The sequence below is a fragment of the Cribrihabitans neustonicus genome, from assembly GCF_048820895.1.
GTDB lineage: Bacteria > Pseudomonadota > Alphaproteobacteria > Rhodobacterales > Rhodobacteraceae > Cribrihabitans_A > Cribrihabitans_A neustonicus.
Window position 1 is genome coordinate 1 of the sequence record NZ_JBMERQ010000003.1, and the last position, 16413, is coordinate 16413.

Annotated in this window: 21 protein-coding genes and 3 pseudogenes; 19 read left to right on the forward strand and 5 right to left on the reverse strand. The window is 63.5% G+C overall.

Going from position 1 to position 16413, the window contains the following annotated elements:
* Positions 1-212, reverse strand: a pseudogene (locus ACOHWE_RS09435) (transposase); the annotation flags it as partial.
* A gap of 58 nt (positions 213-270) precedes the next feature.
* On the opposite strand from ACOHWE_RS09435, the pseudogene ACOHWE_RS09440 reads away from it, so the two are divergent.
* The 19 genes and pseudogenes from ACOHWE_RS09440 to ACOHWE_RS09530 form a co-directional block, all read left to right on the forward strand.
* A pseudogene (locus ACOHWE_RS09440) lies at positions 271-862 on the forward strand (IS5 family transposase); the annotation flags it as partial.
* Between the two features lie 246 nt (positions 863-1108).
* A complete protein-coding gene (locus tag ACOHWE_RS09445) occupies positions 1109-1645 on the forward strand; it encodes a hypothetical protein (protein WP_420665933.1) in 537 nt (178 codons plus the stop codon).
* A gap of 140 nt (positions 1646-1785) precedes the next feature.
* Positions 1786-2100 carry a hypothetical protein gene (locus ACOHWE_RS09450; protein ID WP_420665934.1) on the forward strand — a complete coding sequence of 105 codons (315 nt, stop codon included), beginning with the start codon at positions 1786-1788 and terminating at the stop codon, positions 2098-2100.
* Positions 2097-2456 carry a multicopper oxidase domain-containing protein gene (locus tag ACOHWE_RS09455; RefSeq protein ID WP_420665935.1) on the forward strand — a complete coding sequence of 120 codons (360 nt, stop codon included), beginning with the start codon at positions 2097-2099 and terminating at the stop codon, positions 2454-2456. Before ACOHWE_RS09450 ends, ACOHWE_RS09455 begins: the two co-directional genes overlap by 4 nt.
* 514 nt (positions 2457-2970) lie before the next feature.
* Positions 2971-3435 carry a beta propeller repeat protein gene (locus ACOHWE_RS09460; RefSeq protein ID WP_420665937.1) on the forward strand — a complete coding sequence of 155 codons (465 nt, stop codon included), beginning with the start codon at positions 2971-2973 and terminating at the stop codon, positions 3433-3435.
* Positions 3436-3533: 98 nt separating this feature from the next.
* Complete coding sequence (locus ACOHWE_RS09465) at positions 3534-3923, forward strand: DUF411 domain-containing protein (RefSeq protein WP_420665939.1); 390 nt, start codon at positions 3534-3536, stop codon at positions 3921-3923.
* Positions 3924-4055: 132 nt separating this feature from the next.
* Positions 4056-4232 (forward strand): hypothetical protein, encoded by a 177-nt coding sequence (locus ACOHWE_RS09470; protein ID WP_420665940.1) that lies wholly within the window; start codon positions 4056-4058, stop codon positions 4230-4232.
* 2 nt (positions 4233-4234) lie between these two features.
* A complete protein-coding gene (locus ACOHWE_RS09475; RefSeq protein WP_420665941.1) occupies positions 4235-4705 on the forward strand; it encodes a c-type cytochrome in 471 nt (156 codons plus the stop codon).
* Positions 4702-5274 (forward strand): DsbE family thiol:disulfide interchange protein, encoded by a 573-nt coding sequence (locus tag ACOHWE_RS09480; protein ID WP_420665942.1) that lies wholly within the window; start codon positions 4702-4704, stop codon positions 5272-5274. Before ACOHWE_RS09475 ends, ACOHWE_RS09480 begins: the two co-directional genes overlap by 4 nt.
* Positions 5271-5792, forward strand: coding sequence for a TlpA family protein disulfide reductase (locus tag ACOHWE_RS09485; protein ID WP_420665944.1), 522 nt, complete (start codon positions 5271-5273; stop codon positions 5790-5792). Before ACOHWE_RS09480 ends, ACOHWE_RS09485 begins: the two co-directional genes overlap by 4 nt.
* 3 nt (positions 5793-5795) lie before the next feature.
* On the forward strand, positions 5796-6071 hold the full coding sequence (locus ACOHWE_RS09490; RefSeq protein ID WP_420665946.1) for a hypothetical protein: 276 nt from the start codon (positions 5796-5798) through the stop codon (positions 6069-6071).
* Positions 6072-6728 (forward strand): SCO family protein, encoded by a 657-nt coding sequence (locus ACOHWE_RS09495; protein ID WP_420665947.1) that lies wholly within the window; start codon positions 6072-6074, stop codon positions 6726-6728.
* On the forward strand, positions 6725-7165 hold the full coding sequence (locus ACOHWE_RS09500) for a copper chaperone PCu(A)C (protein ID WP_420665949.1): 441 nt from the start codon (positions 6725-6727) through the stop codon (positions 7163-7165). The genes ACOHWE_RS09495 and ACOHWE_RS09500 overlap by 4 nt, the downstream gene beginning before the upstream one ends.
* Positions 7162-7515, forward strand: a complete 354-nt coding sequence (locus ACOHWE_RS09505; protein WP_420665951.1) for a hypothetical protein — start codon at positions 7162-7164, stop codon at positions 7513-7515. Before ACOHWE_RS09500 ends, ACOHWE_RS09505 begins: the two co-directional genes overlap by 4 nt.
* Positions 7516-7611: 96 nt before the next feature.
* Complete coding sequence (locus ACOHWE_RS09510; RefSeq protein WP_420665952.1) at positions 7612-7767, forward strand: hypothetical protein; 156 nt, start codon at positions 7612-7614, stop codon at positions 7765-7767.
* Between the two features lie 15 nt (positions 7768-7782).
* Positions 7783-8512: pseudogene (locus ACOHWE_RS09515) on the forward strand (cytochrome c biogenesis CcdA family protein).
* A 387-nt stretch (positions 8513-8899) separates the two neighbouring features.
* Positions 8900-9805, forward strand: coding sequence for a 30S ribosomal protein S6--L-glutamate ligase (rimK, locus tag ACOHWE_RS09520; RefSeq protein WP_420665953.1), 906 nt, complete (start codon positions 8900-8902; stop codon positions 9803-9805).
* Positions 9805-10848: a succinylglutamate desuccinylase/aspartoacylase family protein gene (locus ACOHWE_RS09525; protein WP_420665954.1), complete on the forward strand. Its 1044-nt coding sequence runs from the start codon at positions 9805-9807 to the stop codon at positions 10846-10848. The genes rimK and ACOHWE_RS09525 overlap by 1 nt, the downstream gene beginning before the upstream one ends.
* A gap of 563 nt (positions 10849-11411) precedes the next feature.
* Positions 11412-12194, forward strand: coding sequence for a DUF481 domain-containing protein (locus ACOHWE_RS09530; protein WP_420665956.1), 783 nt, complete (start codon positions 11412-11414; stop codon positions 12192-12194).
* Here the strand turns inward: ACOHWE_RS09530 and ACOHWE_RS09535 are convergent.
* The 4 genes from ACOHWE_RS09535 to ACOHWE_RS09550 form a co-directional block, all read right to left on the reverse strand.
* Complete coding sequence (locus tag ACOHWE_RS09535) at positions 12182-12871, reverse strand: TetR/AcrR family transcriptional regulator (RefSeq protein WP_420665958.1); 690 nt, start codon at positions 12869-12871, stop codon at positions 12182-12184. The two genes, ACOHWE_RS09530 and ACOHWE_RS09535, sit on opposite strands and share 13 nt — an antisense overlap.
* Before the next feature lie 70 nt (positions 12872-12941).
* On the reverse strand, positions 12942-13505 hold the full coding sequence (locus ACOHWE_RS09540) for a carboxymuconolactone decarboxylase family protein (RefSeq protein WP_420665960.1): 564 nt from the start codon (positions 13503-13505) through the stop codon (positions 12942-12944).
* Positions 13506-14151: 646 nt separating this feature from the next.
* Complete coding sequence (gene otsB / locus ACOHWE_RS09545; protein ID WP_420665962.1) at positions 14152-14886, reverse strand: trehalose-phosphatase; 735 nt, start codon at positions 14884-14886, stop codon at positions 14152-14154.
* Complete coding sequence (locus ACOHWE_RS09550; RefSeq protein WP_420665964.1) at positions 14883-16307, reverse strand: alpha,alpha-trehalose-phosphate synthase (UDP-forming); 1425 nt, start codon at positions 16305-16307, stop codon at positions 14883-14885. Before ACOHWE_RS09550 ends, otsB begins: the two co-directional genes overlap by 4 nt.
* Positions 16308-16413 lie beyond the last annotated feature (106 nt).

Here is a 16413-nt window from a genome sequence, read left to right on the forward strand (position 1 = left end):
CGCAGCCGTTCGTTTTCTTTCTGCAATCGTTTGAGTTCCCTGAGTTGGCCGGTTCCCATCCCGCCATACTGTTTGCGCCAGCGGTAATAGGTCTGCTCGGTGATGCGCACTTCGCGGATCGCATCCACCCGCGCCATCCCTTGCCCCGACAAGCACCTCAACCTGCCGCAGCTTCGTGACAATTTCTTCGGTTTGTGCCGCTTCGTTCCCATTCTGATCCTCCGTTTTCCTAAACATAACGGCGGACCACTTCACTGGGGGAGGATCAGCCCGCCGAAAACTCTCTACAACCGCTGGAAGCGATGGAGCGACAAGGGCGTGTTTGCGCGGATGATGGCAGGACTGGCTGCCGAGCACGCGGATTACAAGGCAGTCATGATTGACGCGACCTATCTGAAGGCCCACCGCACGGCGTCCAGCCTGGCAGTGAAAAGGGGGGCGTGGACGTCTGATCGGGCGAACCAAGGGCGGCATGAACACCAAGCTTCACGCCGTTACAGACGCCTCTGGCCGTCCGATCCGGGTCTTCCTGACCGCCGGTCAGGTTAGTGACTACACGGGAGCCAGGGCGCTCCTGAGGAGCTTGCCCGCGGCCGATTGGATGATTGCTGACCGGGGCTACGACGCCGACTGGTTCCGGCATGCCCTGAAAGACGAAGGGATACGTCCTTGCATCCCAGGCAGGAAGTCGCGTGACAAACTCGTTCGATACGACAAGCGCAGATACAAGCGACGCAACCGCATCGAGATCATGTTCGGCCGATTGAAGGATTGGCGGCGTGTCGCCACCCGTTACGGCAGATGCCCGAAGGTCTTCCTCTCAGCCATCGCGCTCGCCGCCGCCGTCATCTTCTGGCTCTGAAATTCAATGAGTCTGGAGCCTAGTCATCGGGATCGCACCAAGTTCCTTCCCTCTGCTCGCAGTGCGCAGCGGCTTGGGAGCCTGCAATGGAACCGCTGCGACTGGTGGGTTCCGCCTGCGCGGATTCTGTCTGGCGGCGGGATTCGGACTCGGAATCGCTGCGGTCGACGCTGTTCTGGGGGCGCTGTTCGGCTATGCCGGGGCGGGACTAGGTTGATGCAGATCGGACCTGGCAAACCTCGCGCCTTGATTATCGCAATCGGCACGTCACGGTCTATCGCACACCAAAACCCGTTCGGCCGAATGCAGACGCAGTTTCCGGGCAGCGCGGCAGACTCTTCCGCAAGAGCCTGTTCTGATGCGGAAATCCGCCGGAGATTTTGCCGCACGCCAGTGTGTATCGACATTGCCGTCAAACTGTCATATCGAGAGTGGATGCAGAAGTTTGCGCATATCCTTGCCATCATGTTTCTCGCCCTGTTTGCGGCGGGCAGCGTCGTGCATGCGGTCAGCGCGAATTCAATGGCGTTGGATATGGCTGCGGCAGCGGGGGAGGCAGACGTCATGCCCGATTGCCAAGGATGCGAAGCTGGCGACGCAGACACCGTCGACGCCGGCTCTTGTGACCTCGACTGCACAACGCCAGGCATTGCAGCGCTTGATACCGCTCCCGGGCCGCTGTTTGTGATGGTTCCTGCACGCCAAAATCGCCTGCTAGGCATGAGCCTGCCGTCGGGGCGGCGCGGGGCGCCGGACCCGAGTCCTCCAAGAACTCTCATCTGAGGTGACGTAGCGGTCGCGCTTTAGCGGGATCGCCGACGCGTACCGTTCTTTCCGGTCCCACTTTCAGGGCGCCGGAGCCGCATCATGGTCAAGCCAAGCAGACTTGGCCGTTTCAGACGGTAATCAGACGAGATTGAAACATGAAACCACTCCCCTGCTTCGCGCGTTCGCGCCGGTCTTTTCCTGCTGCGAGTGATGCTGCGGGTACCGCTCTCCCTTTCCGGGGCGTAACAGTCTTCGACCGTTTCTATGCCGAGAACAATTTGCAACAGGTCGAGACCTATGCCGATGAGCCGCTCCGCGACGCCTCACCGGATTGGCCGGCGCAGCTTCCTCCCAATGCGCCCCCCGAACCCAACCTTGTTGATGTCTGCCGCCACGAAGTGACCTTCACCGGCGGAATGATGGGCGGGATGACTGAGCGCCGGATGGGTTTTCCAGAGAGGGCCACATGATGGGCAACGGCATGATGGGGATGATGCATGGCGAGGGCATCTGGTTCGTCAGCGGCATCGCCGCGAAGGGCCACATCCTCGGCCCGGTGCAGGAGCCGGACCGGAGCCAAGTCGTCGCGATGACCAATGCCACGGCGTTCCTTCATCCGATCCACCCGCATTGCCATTCCTTCCGAGTGGTGAGCTGCAATGGACAGCCCATCCCCCACCGCGAATGGCAGGACACAGTGCTGTTGGATCCGCGCGATCGGGTCGAGATCGCCTTTGTCGCCGACAATCCCGGTGACTGGATCTTTCAGCGTCACATCGTCGAACACCAGTCGGGCAGGATGATGGAGGTGATCCGTGTTGCATAAGGAGATGAGCAGGGAACGATCTGGGACCTTCAAAACTCCCTCGGGCGCGGCTGGCGACGGACACCCGAGGAACCCCCGCCGGCGGGGGTTCCTCGCCATGGCAGGCGGTACTTGCATAGCAGTGCTTCTTCCGGGGCGCAGTGCGCAGGCCACCGGAAATGCGGCTCTGGCGATCGCCTTCAGCGGCCAATCGGTGATAGTGGCAGGGAACAGCGTTAGAACCGTTGATGTTTCAACGGGCACAGCTGCCGATCTCACGGCTCCCGAGCGGCGAATTCAAACGCTTGCCAATCACCCCTATCGCCCGGACCGGCTCTTTGCGGCACTGGAAAGTGGAGGCATCGCACGGTCAAATGACGGCGGGCGCTCGTGGCACTCCGCAGGAAAAGGGCTGCCAGAGGGGCAAGCCACTGCACTCGCCGTCGCTGCGGCAGCGCCCGACACGGTCTACGCTGCTGTTTCTGGCGATGGACTGTGGCGCAGCGAAGACGCGGGCAGGACCTGGAGCTTCGTCATGGACCGCCCCTGGATCGCGGAGGCCGAACAGGACGTTCTGGCGCTGGCCTCCGTCAATCTTGCCTCCGGCATGGGCGGGATTTGGCTCTATGCGGGGACCGAAACGGGCCTAACCCACGTGCCCGACTGCTTCTGCCGCTGGCAGGATGTGGTGGCGGGCGATGCGATGGATGCACTTGCCGCCGGGGCCGCACCGCCACCGGAAGCCCCGCTGCCTGAAGGTGAACCGGTTCTTGCTCTCGTTTCGGCTCATTCCGCGCCAGAGCAACTTTACGCAGCCCTGCCTTCCGGACTCTGGGCCTCCACAGACGGCGGCGTGATGTGGGAACGCAGATCCAGCCTGCACGCACGGGCGCTTGCCGCCGACCCTGCGGACCCGGGCAAAATCGCCGCCGCGACCGGCACGGAACTGACCCTAAGCCGCGACGGGGGCGCCACTTGGGCGACCCTTGCGGACCTTTGAGCAAAGGAAAGCTGGCATTGAAAAAGATACTTGCATTGACCCTGGGTGTAGCTGGCGCCGCCTCCCTCTTCACAGATCGAGACGCACCTTCACTATTTATGGCATCCGCTGCCACCCAAGAGGCTGAACCCGTCACTATCTGGCGCGCGCCCGGCTGCGGCTGCTGCGATGCCTATGCCGAATACCTCCGGAACAACGGCTTCGAAGTCGAGGTGATTGATGACCGGGATTTCGAAGAACGCTCCGTCCGGGCTGGGGTGCCTGATCGCGGGATCGGCTGCCACCTCGCGATGATCGGCGGTTATGCCGTCAGCGGGCTGGTGCCATCCGAGGTCATCGAACGCCTGGTGAAAGAGCGCCCGGAGATCACCGGCATCACCCTGCCAGGCATGCCCGCAAATGCTCCCGGCATGGCGCCGGAGAAGACCGGCACGCTGCGTGTCTACTCCTTCGGACCTGATGGCGTGGCGGTCTATTCCGATGAGTGATGCCGGGGAAATTTTGACAGAAACGATTGGCAGCGCGGCCGCTATCCTCGTGACGACGCTCCTGCCGCTGGCGGGGATCGCCGCTTTCGTCAGGGGCATCGTGGTCCTTTGCAGATATTTCAAGAGGTCGAAATGAACGGACAGGTTGGCGGACCCGGCACGGGTTCCATAGGCGACTGCATGGGCCAAATGATGGGTGGACAGATGATGGGCATGATGCTGGCAAGCGGCTTGGTCGTACTTCTCCTGATCACGGTTCTGGTGCTCGCCGCACTTGCACTCATTAAGTACCTGCGAGCGCCGTCGTGAGGATGCGTTTGCTGGCAATAGCGGGGCTGGCGATATCAGGCCTGGCCGCCGCGGCTGGAGCGGAGACCCGGCCGGCCGCACCGGAACCGGTCACTTTTCTCGGACAGATCATCGCCCCCGAACAGGTCGCGCTCGGCGAAGCACTTTATGCCGAAACCTGCGCGTCCTGCCATGGCTCCGATCTTGAGGGGGCGCCGGACTGGCGCCGCCGCAAAACAGACGGCCGCATGCCTGCGCCGCCGCATGATGAGTCCGGCCACACCTGGCACCATTCGGACCGGGACCTGTTCACTATTACCCGGCTTGGCGTCGGTGGAGTTGTTCCGGGCTACGAAAGCGACATGCCTGCCTATCAAGGTGTTCTGAGCGAAAGAGAGATTATCCAGATCCTCGCCTTCATTAAGAGTACATGGCCCGAGCATCAGCGTGCCGCTCAAGCCCGGGTCAGCGAGAGCGCAGGGGAGGGGTCATGAATTCGGACACGCAACGCCGGACCCGGCGCTATTCCCTAATAATGCTGCTGCCGCTGGTTCTGTTTGCCGGGCTTGGCTCGTTTTTCTCTTGGGGGCTCTTCAACAACGACGACCGGTTGCCGTCGGCCCTTATCGGGCGGCCGGCCCCGGAATTCACGCTACCGCCAATCGAAGGCCGGGAGGACGGATTTGCCTCGACCGACCTGGTTGGCCAAGTGTCGCTCGTCAATGTCTGGGCCTCCTGGTGCGTGCCCTGCCGGGCGGAGAACCCGCTGCTGGTCGAACTCTCTGAGACGGGCGAAGTGCCGGTCTACGGCATCAACTACAAGGATGCCGCTGACGAGGCACAGGCGTTTCTGGATGAGCTGGGCAATCCGTTCACCCGCATCGGCGCAGACCGCGACGGGCGCGTGGCCATCAACTGGGGGGTCTACGGCGTGCCTGAAACCTATGTGGTCGATGCCAGAGGCCGGATCGCGCGCAAGCATGTCGGACCGTTCAACCGGCAAATCCTGGAGACGGAAATCCTGCCGCTGGTGCGCAGGCTGCAAGAGGAGGCTGCACAATGAGACGGCGGCATTTTCTGACGGGCGCGATGGCACTGGCAGCCGGACCTGCCTTCGCACGACCCTTAATGCAGCTCCATGACAATCCGCGCCCGATGCTCTCGCCGCCTTTCGCGGATGGCCAGGGGCGTGCCCTCACGCTCGATCATTTCCGCGGCAGGGTTGTGCTGCTGAATGTCTGGGCAACCTGGTGCGCGCCCTGCCGCGAGGAAATGCCAACGCTTGACGCCCTCCAGGCCCGCCTTGGCGGTGATGACTTCCTTGTTCTGCCATTGTCCATAGACCGCGCCGGGATACCAGTGATCCGCCAATTTTATGAGGAAATCGGAATCCGGCATTTGGGCATGTATTTGGCCGAAGACATCCGCGCGATGATGGCAGTTGCGGCCTATGGTCTGCCGACAACTATCCTGATCGGCCGCAATGGGCGCGAGCTTGGCCGACTGGTTGGCCCTGCCGAATGGGACAGCCGGGACGCGGTCGCTCAATTTCAAACCATTATCGCGACAGGGGGAAACTGACCGATGAACGAAACACGTGATCTGACAGACCCGGTCCGGCCCAAAGGCTTCGGCCTGCCGCTTTCCCGCCGGAGGCTGGTGATCGCCGCCATCGCCGCCACCGGCGCTGGCATGGCTCTGAACTGGGGCTGGCTGACTGCGATCGGGGCAGCACCCCTGATCCTCAGCTTCGCCCCCTGCGCCGTGATGTGCGCCGCCGGGTATTGCGTCATGTGCAAGAGCAAGGGCCATGATGCGTGGAAAATGCCGAACGATGCGGCCAACGGCTGGAGCGACTGAATGCAGAAATCATCCGCCTCAATTCGCCACCGTCGCATTCGCCAGGCGCTTTGGGCCGCTATAGCCGCAGCCGTCGTTCTGTATAGCGGAGTCTTCCTCTGGCGCATGAGCTTTCCCCCCGGCCTGCCCGCCCCTGTTGTCACTGGCGAGGCCGCGATCCGCAACGCCTATTCCCTGACCGACCACACCGGGCGGGCCGTGACGGCGGAAAGTTATACCGGGCGCTGGCAGCTCGTCTTTTTCGGCTTTACCTACTGTCCTGACATCTGCCCGACGACGCTGGCCTATCTGGCCAGTGTCATGGACAGTCTCGGTCCGCAGGCCGAGCGCACTGTGCCGATCTTCGTCACTGTTGATCCGGCGCGGGACACGGCCGAGGTGATGGCCGACTATGTATCCGCCTTCCATCCGCGAATGGTCGGCTTGACCGGCACCGAAGCACAGGTAGCCGAGGCGGCCGGCAATTTCCGAGTCTGGTATGAACGATCCGAAGACGAGGCCGCGCCCGACGGCTATCTCATGGCCCATTCCGGCCACATTTATCTGATGCGCCCCGATGGACGTTTCGCGGACGTGTTCCGTGAAGGCGACCAGCCTGCCGAGGAACTGGCAAAACAGGTTCTTGCACGCATCAAAAACGAGGATCGATCCGAATGAAACAATTCCTGGGTGCGGCGTTCGTTGCCACTCTGCCAGCGTTGTCCTTGGCTGAGGTAGCTGTCACCGCCCCCTGGGCGCGCGCGACCATCATCGCCGGGCGGCCGGGCGCCGGATATTTGAGCCTGACAAGTGACATGGGCGACCGGCTGGTCTCTGTATCGAGCCCGATCGCAGGCGGCGTCATGCTCCACTCCGTCGCGTCGGGCGAGAATGGGGTCTCTCGCATGGTGCATCTCGACACACTTGACCTGCCCGAGGGTGAAACCGTGGTGCTTGCGCCCGGTGCCATGCACCTGATGCTGATGCAGCTCACGCACAAGCTCGAAGAGGGCACGAGCTTTCCGCTGACCCTGACTTTCGAAACTGCGGGCGAGATCACGGTTGAGGTGCCGGTTCTAGGCATCGCCGCCACCGGGCCGGAGGGCGCTGAATGAACCGCATGTTTTTTACCCTTGCGCTGCTATTTGTGCCGGCCATGGAGGCCGCCGCCCATCACCCCGGCGAGAAGATCGACAAGGTGATGGCCGAGCGGGAGCCTGCATTCGAGCCGGCTGACCTGCGCCGGACGCCGCAACTGGCATTGACAGATGCCAGCGGCGCGGCCGTCCAGATACACGATATGCAAGACAAGATCGTGGTTATTAGCTTCATCTCCAGGGCCTGCGGCGCCCCCTGCGCGGCGCAGCAGGCGCTTCTGAGAGAAGTTCAGGAGTCGGTGAATGTCACGCCAATGCGCGAGATGGTTGTTTTCCTGACTGTGGGCGCCGCCACTGATCCGGGCTGAGACGGCACGAACTGGAGCCGTGTCACCGCGGAAAACGGTACTGCGTCCGCCGCCGCGGCCTTCGCTGCCCTGTCAGAGGGTGGTAGAGATGCGCCTATGGTCCACGTCATCGCACGGGGCGGGCGTCATGCGGGCATTTTCCACGGAGTGGAGTTCGGCCGGGTCAACCTCGTTCTCTATATCAACGAGCTTACCAACGCGCCCTTGCCAGAGCCGGGTCTCCTGGACCGGATCCTTGGAATATTGAACTGATATCGGAGGCTGCACATGGCTGATCTGTCTCTCTTGGGAATGACCGCGGCCCTTCTGGCCGGAGCGATCTCCTTCGTATCGCCCTGTGTGCTGCCATTGGTGCCGGGCTATGTCTCCTATATTGCAGGGAGAACCACTGTTGAAGTTGCCGAGGAAGCCGGCCGCGCCAAAACGCTTTGGCTCAGCCTCTGCTTCGTGCTCGGGTTCTCGACCATTTTCATGGCGCTCGGGGCTTCGGCAACGGCCCTGGGCCAGGTGCTGCTGCGGTGGCGGTATGAACCCAATCTTGTTGGCGGCGGCATCGTGATCCTGTTTGGGCTGTTCATGATCGGCGCGGCGCGGATCGGTGCCATGGAACGGGATCTTCGGTTTCATCTCGACATCCCCGGCGGCAGGCCGACCGCGTCCTATCTGTTGGGCCTCGCGTTCGGCTTCGGCTGGACCCCCTGCATCGGCCCTATTCTGGGTGCGATCCACCGCCAGCGCGGCGAGCGCCACGGTTGGGCAAGGTGTCTTGCTTCTGGCGGTCTATTCTGCCGGACTCGGGGTGCCATTCATAATTGTTGCGGGTTTCACCGATCGGTTTCTCGGCCGAATGCGCGGCGCCAATCGGGTCGGCCGACGCCTGCATCAGGCCGCCGGTGCGGTTATGGTCGTGATGGGACTGGCGATGATGACCGGGAAGCTCACTGCTCCGTCCTACTGGCTGCTCGGTGTCTTTCCGGTCCTCGGGCGGATCGGGTAACTGCTAATTGATTGTCAAACGCCAATAGCCGACCCGGGGATCAAACCTGTTTGCAGCACAGCCACAAGTATCAGGCCGGGAACTCAGGTGCATTCGATTTGCATGAGGCGGCAGCCGTCCAGCCAGACAATCCATCGGTGATGGAGGGAAAATCCCGTGGCCGCCTCTGACTGAACCCCGGCTTGGGCTGGCAGGCGGATGTCAAATACCGGTGCTGAATAGAAAAAAACAAGAAGGCATCTTCCAGTTGCCGCCGACCCGGTGCACGATGGAGAGGCCTGGGGGACAGCCGCGGACTCCCCGCAGGTGCAGGCCGCGATTCTGCCGGACCCTTTGAAGGTGTCCGGCCGGCTGCCTTCATCCCCGCCCGGCAAGGAGTTTACCCACATGAAAATCGTGATGCTTGCGCGCAATTCTCAGCTCTATTCGCACAAGCGCCTGAAGGAAGCCGCCGAAGCCCGCGGGCATCAGCTCGACATGGTCGACACGCTGCGCTGCTACATGAATATCGCCACCCGGCGGCCGGAGGTCTATTACAACGGTCAGAAACTCACAGGGTATGATGCAGTGATCCCGCGCATCGGCGCTTCGGTCACCTTCTATGGCATGGCGGTGCTGCGGCAGTTCGAAATGATGGGCGTCTACCCCCTGAACGAAAGCGTGGCGATCGGGCGCTCGCGCGACAAGCTGCGCTCGATGCAACTGATGGCGCGCGACGGGATCGGGCTGCCGGTCACCACCTTCGCGCATGATCCCAAGCAGACCGAGGAGGTGCTGAAGCTGGCAGGCGGCGCTCCTATCGTGATCAAGCTTCTGGAGGGGACTCAGGGCATCGGCGTGGTTCTGGCAGATACCGACCGTTCGGCGAAATCGGTGGTCGAGGCCTTCCGCGGCGCGGGCGTCAACATTCTGATGCAGGAATTCATCAAGGAGGCCGGCGGCACCGATATCCGCGCCATTGTGGTGGGCGGCAAGGTGGTGGCGGCAATGAAGCGCACCGGCGCGGAAGGCGATTTCCGCTCCAACCTGCACCGCGGCGGCTCGGCCGAGGTGGTGCGGCTCACGCCAGAAGAGCGCTCGATCGCGGTGCGCGCGGCCAAGAGCATGGGGCTCAACGTCTGCGGTGTCGACATGCTGCGCGCCAACCACGGTCCAGTGATCATGGAAGTGAACTCCTCCCCCGGGCTTGAGGGCGTCGAGGTGGCGACCGGCAAGGATATCGCGGGAATGATTATCGAATACCTCGAGAAACACGCAAAGGAAGGCAAGACCAGGACGAAGGGCAAGGGCTGATGGCGGCACGCGAAGACTTCGCCATCGGCGGTGTGCGGATCGCGCCCGGCGGGCGCCAGACCGTGGACCTGCCGATCAGCGTGCTGTCTGACCACACGCCGGTCACCATGTCGGTGCATGTGCGCCACGGGCGCAAGTCCGGCCCGGTGGTGTTCCTGAGCGCAGGCATCCATGGCGATGAGGTGATCGGGGTGGAGATCATCCGGCGCGTGCTGAGCACGCCAGGGCTGGCTTCGCTCCGGGGCACGTTGCTGGCAGTGCCGATTGTGAATACCTTCGGCTTCCTTAACCATTCCCGTTACCTGCCGGACCGGCGCGACCTGAACCGGGTGTTTCCGGGCAGCACGGGCGGGTCCCTGGCGTCGCGCCTGGCAAATCAGTTCCTGAACCGGATCGTCGCCCGTTCAGATCTCGGAATCGACCTGCACTCTGCTGCAATCCACCGCACCAATTATCCGCAGGTGCGGATATCGCCCGGCGATGCGCGGATGGAGGAACTGGCCACCGTCTTTGGCGCGCCCATTGTGATGCGTTCTGCGCTGCGCGAGGGCTCGCTGCGGCAGGCGGCCAAGGACATTGGCAAGGACGTGCTGCTGTTTGAAGCGGGAGAGGGGCTGCGCTTTGACGAGCTGTCGGTGCGGGCAGGGGTGGCGGGCATCCTGCGGGTGCTGCGGCATCTGGGCATGCTGCCGGCAAAGGGCATTTCCAAACCGAAAGCGGCACCGCAATTCTGCCCCTCCAGCAAGTGGCTGCGCGCGCCAATGGGCGGGCTCTTGCGGATCTACAAGGCCGACGGTGAGCTGGTGCGCCGCGGCGAGGTTCTCGCCACGGTCTCGGACCCATTCGGCGAAAAGGAACAGCATATCGAGGCGCCCTTTGGCGGCATCATCGTCGGTCGCGCGGTGATGCCCGTGGTGAACGAAGGCGATGCGATCTTCCACCTCGGCCGCGTTGGCTCGGTCGCCCATGCGGAGGATGCGGTGGAGGATCTGAACGCGCAGCTCACGGATGATCCGATGTTCTACGAGGACGAGATCATCTAGCCACCTGCGGCTAACCCCATTGGCGACGCCATCCGGATTCCCAGTGGCTGTCCCCTTCTGCGAACGCACCGGTCGTCCGGCTCTCGCCAATGTTCTGCAAGTTCCGCCACCCCGCGTGCTGCCGCACTGTGTGGCCGCTCTGCCTCCACGGCGGGCTGCCGTCGCGCAGGTTCCAACCGCCGCTCCTCTGCGCAACCGGCCGCGGATGCCGTTCGGGAAGCCCGTGGAGGGATTCGCGGCATCCCTGCGGCGGCAGCGCCGACACCTGGCGCCGTCGCGTGTTGTATTTTGGCAACTATTCTAGTGCCGTGTTCGCACCCGCAATCGCTGCTGGGCTTCCCCGGCAGGAAGCGGGGCCGGGAAGTGCCTGAAAACGCTGGCAGCGATTTGAATTGAGCAAAACTTTTTTTATTCCCAAATTAAATTAATTATGCGCATTCATCTCATGCTCCTATCCCTCTATGCGGCAGCGATGCCTCCCTCCGGGAAAGAGGGATCCTCCAGTGGGAAAGGATGCACTCATGCACAAATCCAACATTTTGGCCGTGTCGCTTGCGGCGTTCATGGTAGCGACCCCCGTTTTTGCGCAGGGCACGATTCTCGGGATCGAGGATCTCGATGAACGTATCGAAGATATTCAGGAAGATGTCGCGGAGGAGCTGGCTGAAAGTGAGGACCGGGACCGTTTCGGCACCAATCAGTATGCGCAGGGATGGTCCGGCGGTTTCTCTTTCGGCTTCTCCGGCACTACCGGCAACACCGATACGGCGGATCTGGATCTTGCAGGACGGCTGCGCTACGGCAACGGGCCCTGGAACCATACTTTCGGGTTCGCCGGCGAATTTTCCGAGGACAATAACGTCCGCAACAAGGAAGAGGTCTTCGCCACCTACGACGTGAACCGCTACTTCACGGAGCACTTCTACCTGTTCGGTCTGGGCTCGGTGCGCTATGACGACTTCGACTCCAACCGGCTGGATGCCTTTCTCGGCGTCGGCCCTGGCTACCGCGTGATCAACCGGCAGAATCAGACCTGGCGGGTGCAGGCCGGCCCCGGCGTGCGCTACATCGAGGACCAGCAGCGCGTGGACAACACCGAGGCTGCAGGTATCGTCGGCTCCCGCTATTACTTCGCCTTCAGCGATAGCGTGAACGTGACGATGGACACCGATGTGCTGTTCTCCGACGAAGACACCGTGGTCACCAACGACCTTGGGGTGAACTTCAAGGTAACCGACAGGTGGGCAACCCGCGTTTCCTACCGCACCGATTGGGACAGCGATCCGCTGCCAGGTTTGAAAAGCACCGATAACAAGCTGGGTGTGTCCTTGGTCTACGGGTTCTGACCAGGCAATTTCCCGGGTTCACTTGGGGCGGAGCGATCCGCCCCCTTTTTTGCGGTGGGTACCGGCGCGCTCATGGGAAGGCTTCTATGCCGGAGAGCTTCAGTCTCGCATGCCATGTCCTCCGCCAGATCGCGCAAGGCGCGGGGATCCGTACCCTCATGCAATTCCAGCCGCAGCGCGGTGAGATTGGCCTGGTAGCGGCGGGCGAGGCGGGCGGGATCGGCATCTGCGGGCAGCTCACCCTCGGCCTGCGCAACAGCGAAGGCAGCGGTGATCTCCCTCAACATGCCGTCAAGGCAGCTCTGAGCGCGGGCCGCGATGGCCGGCACGGTGGTGCGGGTATCAAGCGCGGTGCGGACCAGCATGCAGGGCTGGTGGTTGCAGTCTTCCGCAGGCAGCTTGGCAAACTCCCGCAGGTTATCGGCCAGCCCTTGCAGGGGCGAGGGGGAAGCAGCGACGCGGGCGCGGAACTGGCTGCGGGCGGTCTCGAAATACCGCTCAAGCGCCAGCAGGCAGAGATTTTCCTTGCTCTGGAAGGCGGCGTAGATGCTGCCCGGTTTCAGGCGCAGCGCCGCTTCCAGATCCTTCAGCGAAGTTGCGTGAAACCCCTTGCGCCAGAACAGCAGCATGGCGGCCTCCAGCGCCGTATCGCGGTCATAGGGGGCAGCGCGGGGCATCTCGGGCATCTCCTTGACTGCTGGCGTGCGGCCCGTTCCGGGGCCGCCGCCATGGTCTTTGCGCCGACTGTCAGGCCGCTTTGTCTTCCTTCGACCAGGTGAATTTTTCAAACACCTTGTCCACCGGGGTGCCTGCCAGATGGTTGGTGTAGTTCGACATGATCTTCTGGCTGTAACCCAGGATCACTTCAAGGATGTTGCGCTTGCTGAAGCCTGCATCCAGGAAGTCCTGCACGTCCCTGTCTTCCAGGTTGCCCCGGTTGCGGATCACCTTCAGGGTGAAATTGCGCAGCGCGTCCAGCTTGGGGTCGGCCAGCGGCTTGCCTTCGCGCAGCGCGCTGATGATCGCGTCATCCACGCCCATGCTCTTGGCGATGCCGGTGTGGGCGGGCACGCAGTAATGACATTCGTTCTCGACGTTGATTGTCTGCCAGACCACGGTCAGCTCGTCTTTGCTGAGGCTGGAGTTCTGGAACAGCTCGTGCACGCGCTGGTAGGCCTCCAGCAGCTGCGGCGACTCCGCCATCACGGAATGCAGCCCGGGCACAAAGCCGAAGGCGGCCTTGCTCTTGGCCAGCAGCGGCTTGGCGTCTTCGGGGGCGGTTTCTTCGGTGTGCAGGGTGAAGTCCGTCATGTCTCTTTCCTTCGTGCAAGATTGCGCCCGGCCGGGCAGCTGGGCCTGGGCCGGGCGGGGGAATTCTCGGGTGCAGCCCGGGCGGGCTGCCCGCGCTCCCCGGGAGATAAGCAGGCATCGGCCCTGCTCAAGAGGGTGATTTGAGCGATAACTCAAACGTGTGCCGGAAGTGAGCGAGTGGCTCCCCAATCCAACCGGCCCGGGCGCGAAACAGGAATTTTCTCCCTCCCATAGCGTGATGGCCATTATGGCGCAGGCGCGGACCGAGACTATCGGGCGCAGCGGCCTCGGCGCGCCGGTTCAGCACCGGCGTAGTGTCAGCATCTGGTATGCCTTCCACGGCGACGCGCCCAGCGGCACCGTAATTGCCCAATATTCGGATACCTGCGGCAGGCGGGTGGGGGCATGAACCAAAGCGCCTTTACGCGGATTGTGCGGGAGGCCGCCACGCTGGACCCGTCGGGCGCCACGCGCGACGCGGCCTGCGGCACGCCGGCCTTTTTGGGGGGGCATAAGCACTGAACTCCTGCTGCATCCTGACCGGTTTGGCAGGGAGGAGGCCGCGCGCATCAACGTCCGCTTTCCAGCAGCGCTGTTTCCAGCGCATCTCTGGCTCGACCGGGGAGGCGGGCAAACGGGGCGGGCGTCAGCCGAGGTGTTCCGCCTGGGCCTGAAGCCAGGCACGCAGCGCGGTTGGATCGGGCCCACGCAGCGTGGCTGCGGTTGCGCCGGGGCCGATCTTGATGGCGATGCCGCCAAGCGCCTGCGCCGCGTCAAAAGCATCTTCGTCAGTGCGGTCGTCGCCGATCATCACGACGCGCCGCCCGGCAAAGGGCCGTCCGGACGCCATCCGGCGCAGTGCAACACCCTTGTTGGCGCCCTCTGGCTTCACCTCGACGATCATTTTTCCGGGCTGCACCACATAGCCGGGCACTGCCGCGGCAGCCTCCTCCGCGGCGGCAAGGCCTTGCGCCTCCGCTTCGGGTGCGCTGCGGAAGTGAAACGCGGCGGCGGGACCCTTTACCTCCAGCCAGGTGCCTTTGAATGCATGCTCCAGCGATCGGAACGGCGCCAGCAGCGCCTCCGGCGCGCCGGGAAGCGGCGGCGGCAGCGCGGCGTTGGGTGCGGCCTGCTCCAGGCCGTGCGTGCCCGCCCGCCACAGGCTGTCCGGGGTGCGGCTTGCCAAGTCCCGCAGGCTGCGTCCGCTGATGACCGCCACCGCGCCGCCCAGAAGGTCCGCGAGCGCCAAGAGCGCAGCGGCCGCCTCTGCCGGGAGACCCACGCTGTCCGGGTCGGGACGGATATCGGCCAGGGTGCCGTCAAAATCGACAAACAGCGCGTCGTCCCGCTTCAGCGCAAACCCCTCCAGCGCACCGCTCATTCCGGCGCCTCCCCGCTGCTGCCGGATGTGGTCACGGTCCGGTGTTTCACCGCGCTGGCCTCTTCCAGCGCGGTCAGGAAGCTGCGGCGCCACCAGGTGACATCCTTGCCGGTGACCCCACGGGCCAGCGCCGACCAGCGCTGCTTGCGCTCCTCCAGCGGCATGGACAGCGCACGGCTGATGGTCTCGGCCAGGCCTTCGACGTCATGCGGGTTAACCAGCAGCGCTTCCGGCATCGCCTCGGCGGCGCCTGCAAATTCCGACAGGATCAGCACGCCCGGGTCCTCCGGGTCCTGGGCGGCGACAAATTCCTTGGCGACCAGGTTCATGCCGTCGTGCAGCGGCGTCACCAGCGCAACGCGTGCCAGCCGGTAGAGGCCTGCCAGCACCTCGCGCGGGTAGTTGCGCGCGATGTAGCGTATCGGCGTCCAGTCGAGATCGGCATAGTCGCTGTTGATCCGTCCGGCGATGCGGTCGAGCTGCTCGCGCAGGTCCTGATAGGCATCGACATCCTCCCGCGAGGGCGGCGCGATCTGCAGCAGCGCGACATTGCCGCGCAGCTCGGCATATTCATCCAGCAGCCGTCCGAAGGCCTGCAGCCGCTGCGGCAGCCCTTTGGAATAGTCGATCCTGTCTGCGCCGATCACGAGCGCCCGGTTGTCCATGACCCGGCCCAGCCGTTCGGCACCGGAGCGCGCTTCCTCCGTCTCAAGGAAGCTCTCGATTTCCTCCGGGTCGATGCCGATCGGGAAGGCGGCGGCGCGGATTGTGCGTCCGAACACCCGCATCCAGCCATTGCCCAGGAGCTCAGCGTCGTGGAACTCGGCCATGTAGCGGGCGAAATTATCGGTATCGCGCGTGGTCTGGAAGCCGATCAAGTCGTATTCGGCCATCCCGTGCGCCAGCTGCGCGTGGTGCGGCAGCGCTGTGAAGACCTCAGGCGCGGGGAAGGGGATGTGCAGGAAGAAGCCGATCGGCCCGCGCACGTCATTGTAACGCAGCTCCCGGGCGAGCAGCAGGAACTGGTAGTCATGCACCCAGATGGTGTCATCCGGACGGGCGGTCTGTGCCAGAAGCCGGCCGAAGCGGCTGTTCACCTGCTGGTAGGCGTGAAAGGTCTCCTCCTCGAACTCCGCCAGATCGACCCGGTAATGAAACACCGGCCACAGGGTGCGGTTGGCATAGCCGAGATAGTAGTTCTCATATTCCTCTGCCGTCAGGTCGGTCAGGGCGAAATCAACGTTTTCTTCCGCGAACAGCCGGATGCCGCGCGGTTCTCTCACGGTTGTCTCCCCGGACCAGCCGAACCAGACACCGCCGCCGCTTTCGGTGAGTGCGTCCCAGAGTGCCACTGCCAGACCGCCCGCGCGCGGCGCGCCCGGGGTGGCGGTGCGGTTGGAAGCGATGATCAGCCGTCCCATTGCCCATGCCTCATCTTCAAAAGCCCTCCAAACCAATTACCTGTGCTTAGATAGGGGCGGAAAGCGCTTGCGTCACCCCCCGCGGTGCGCACAGCAGCGCGCGAGA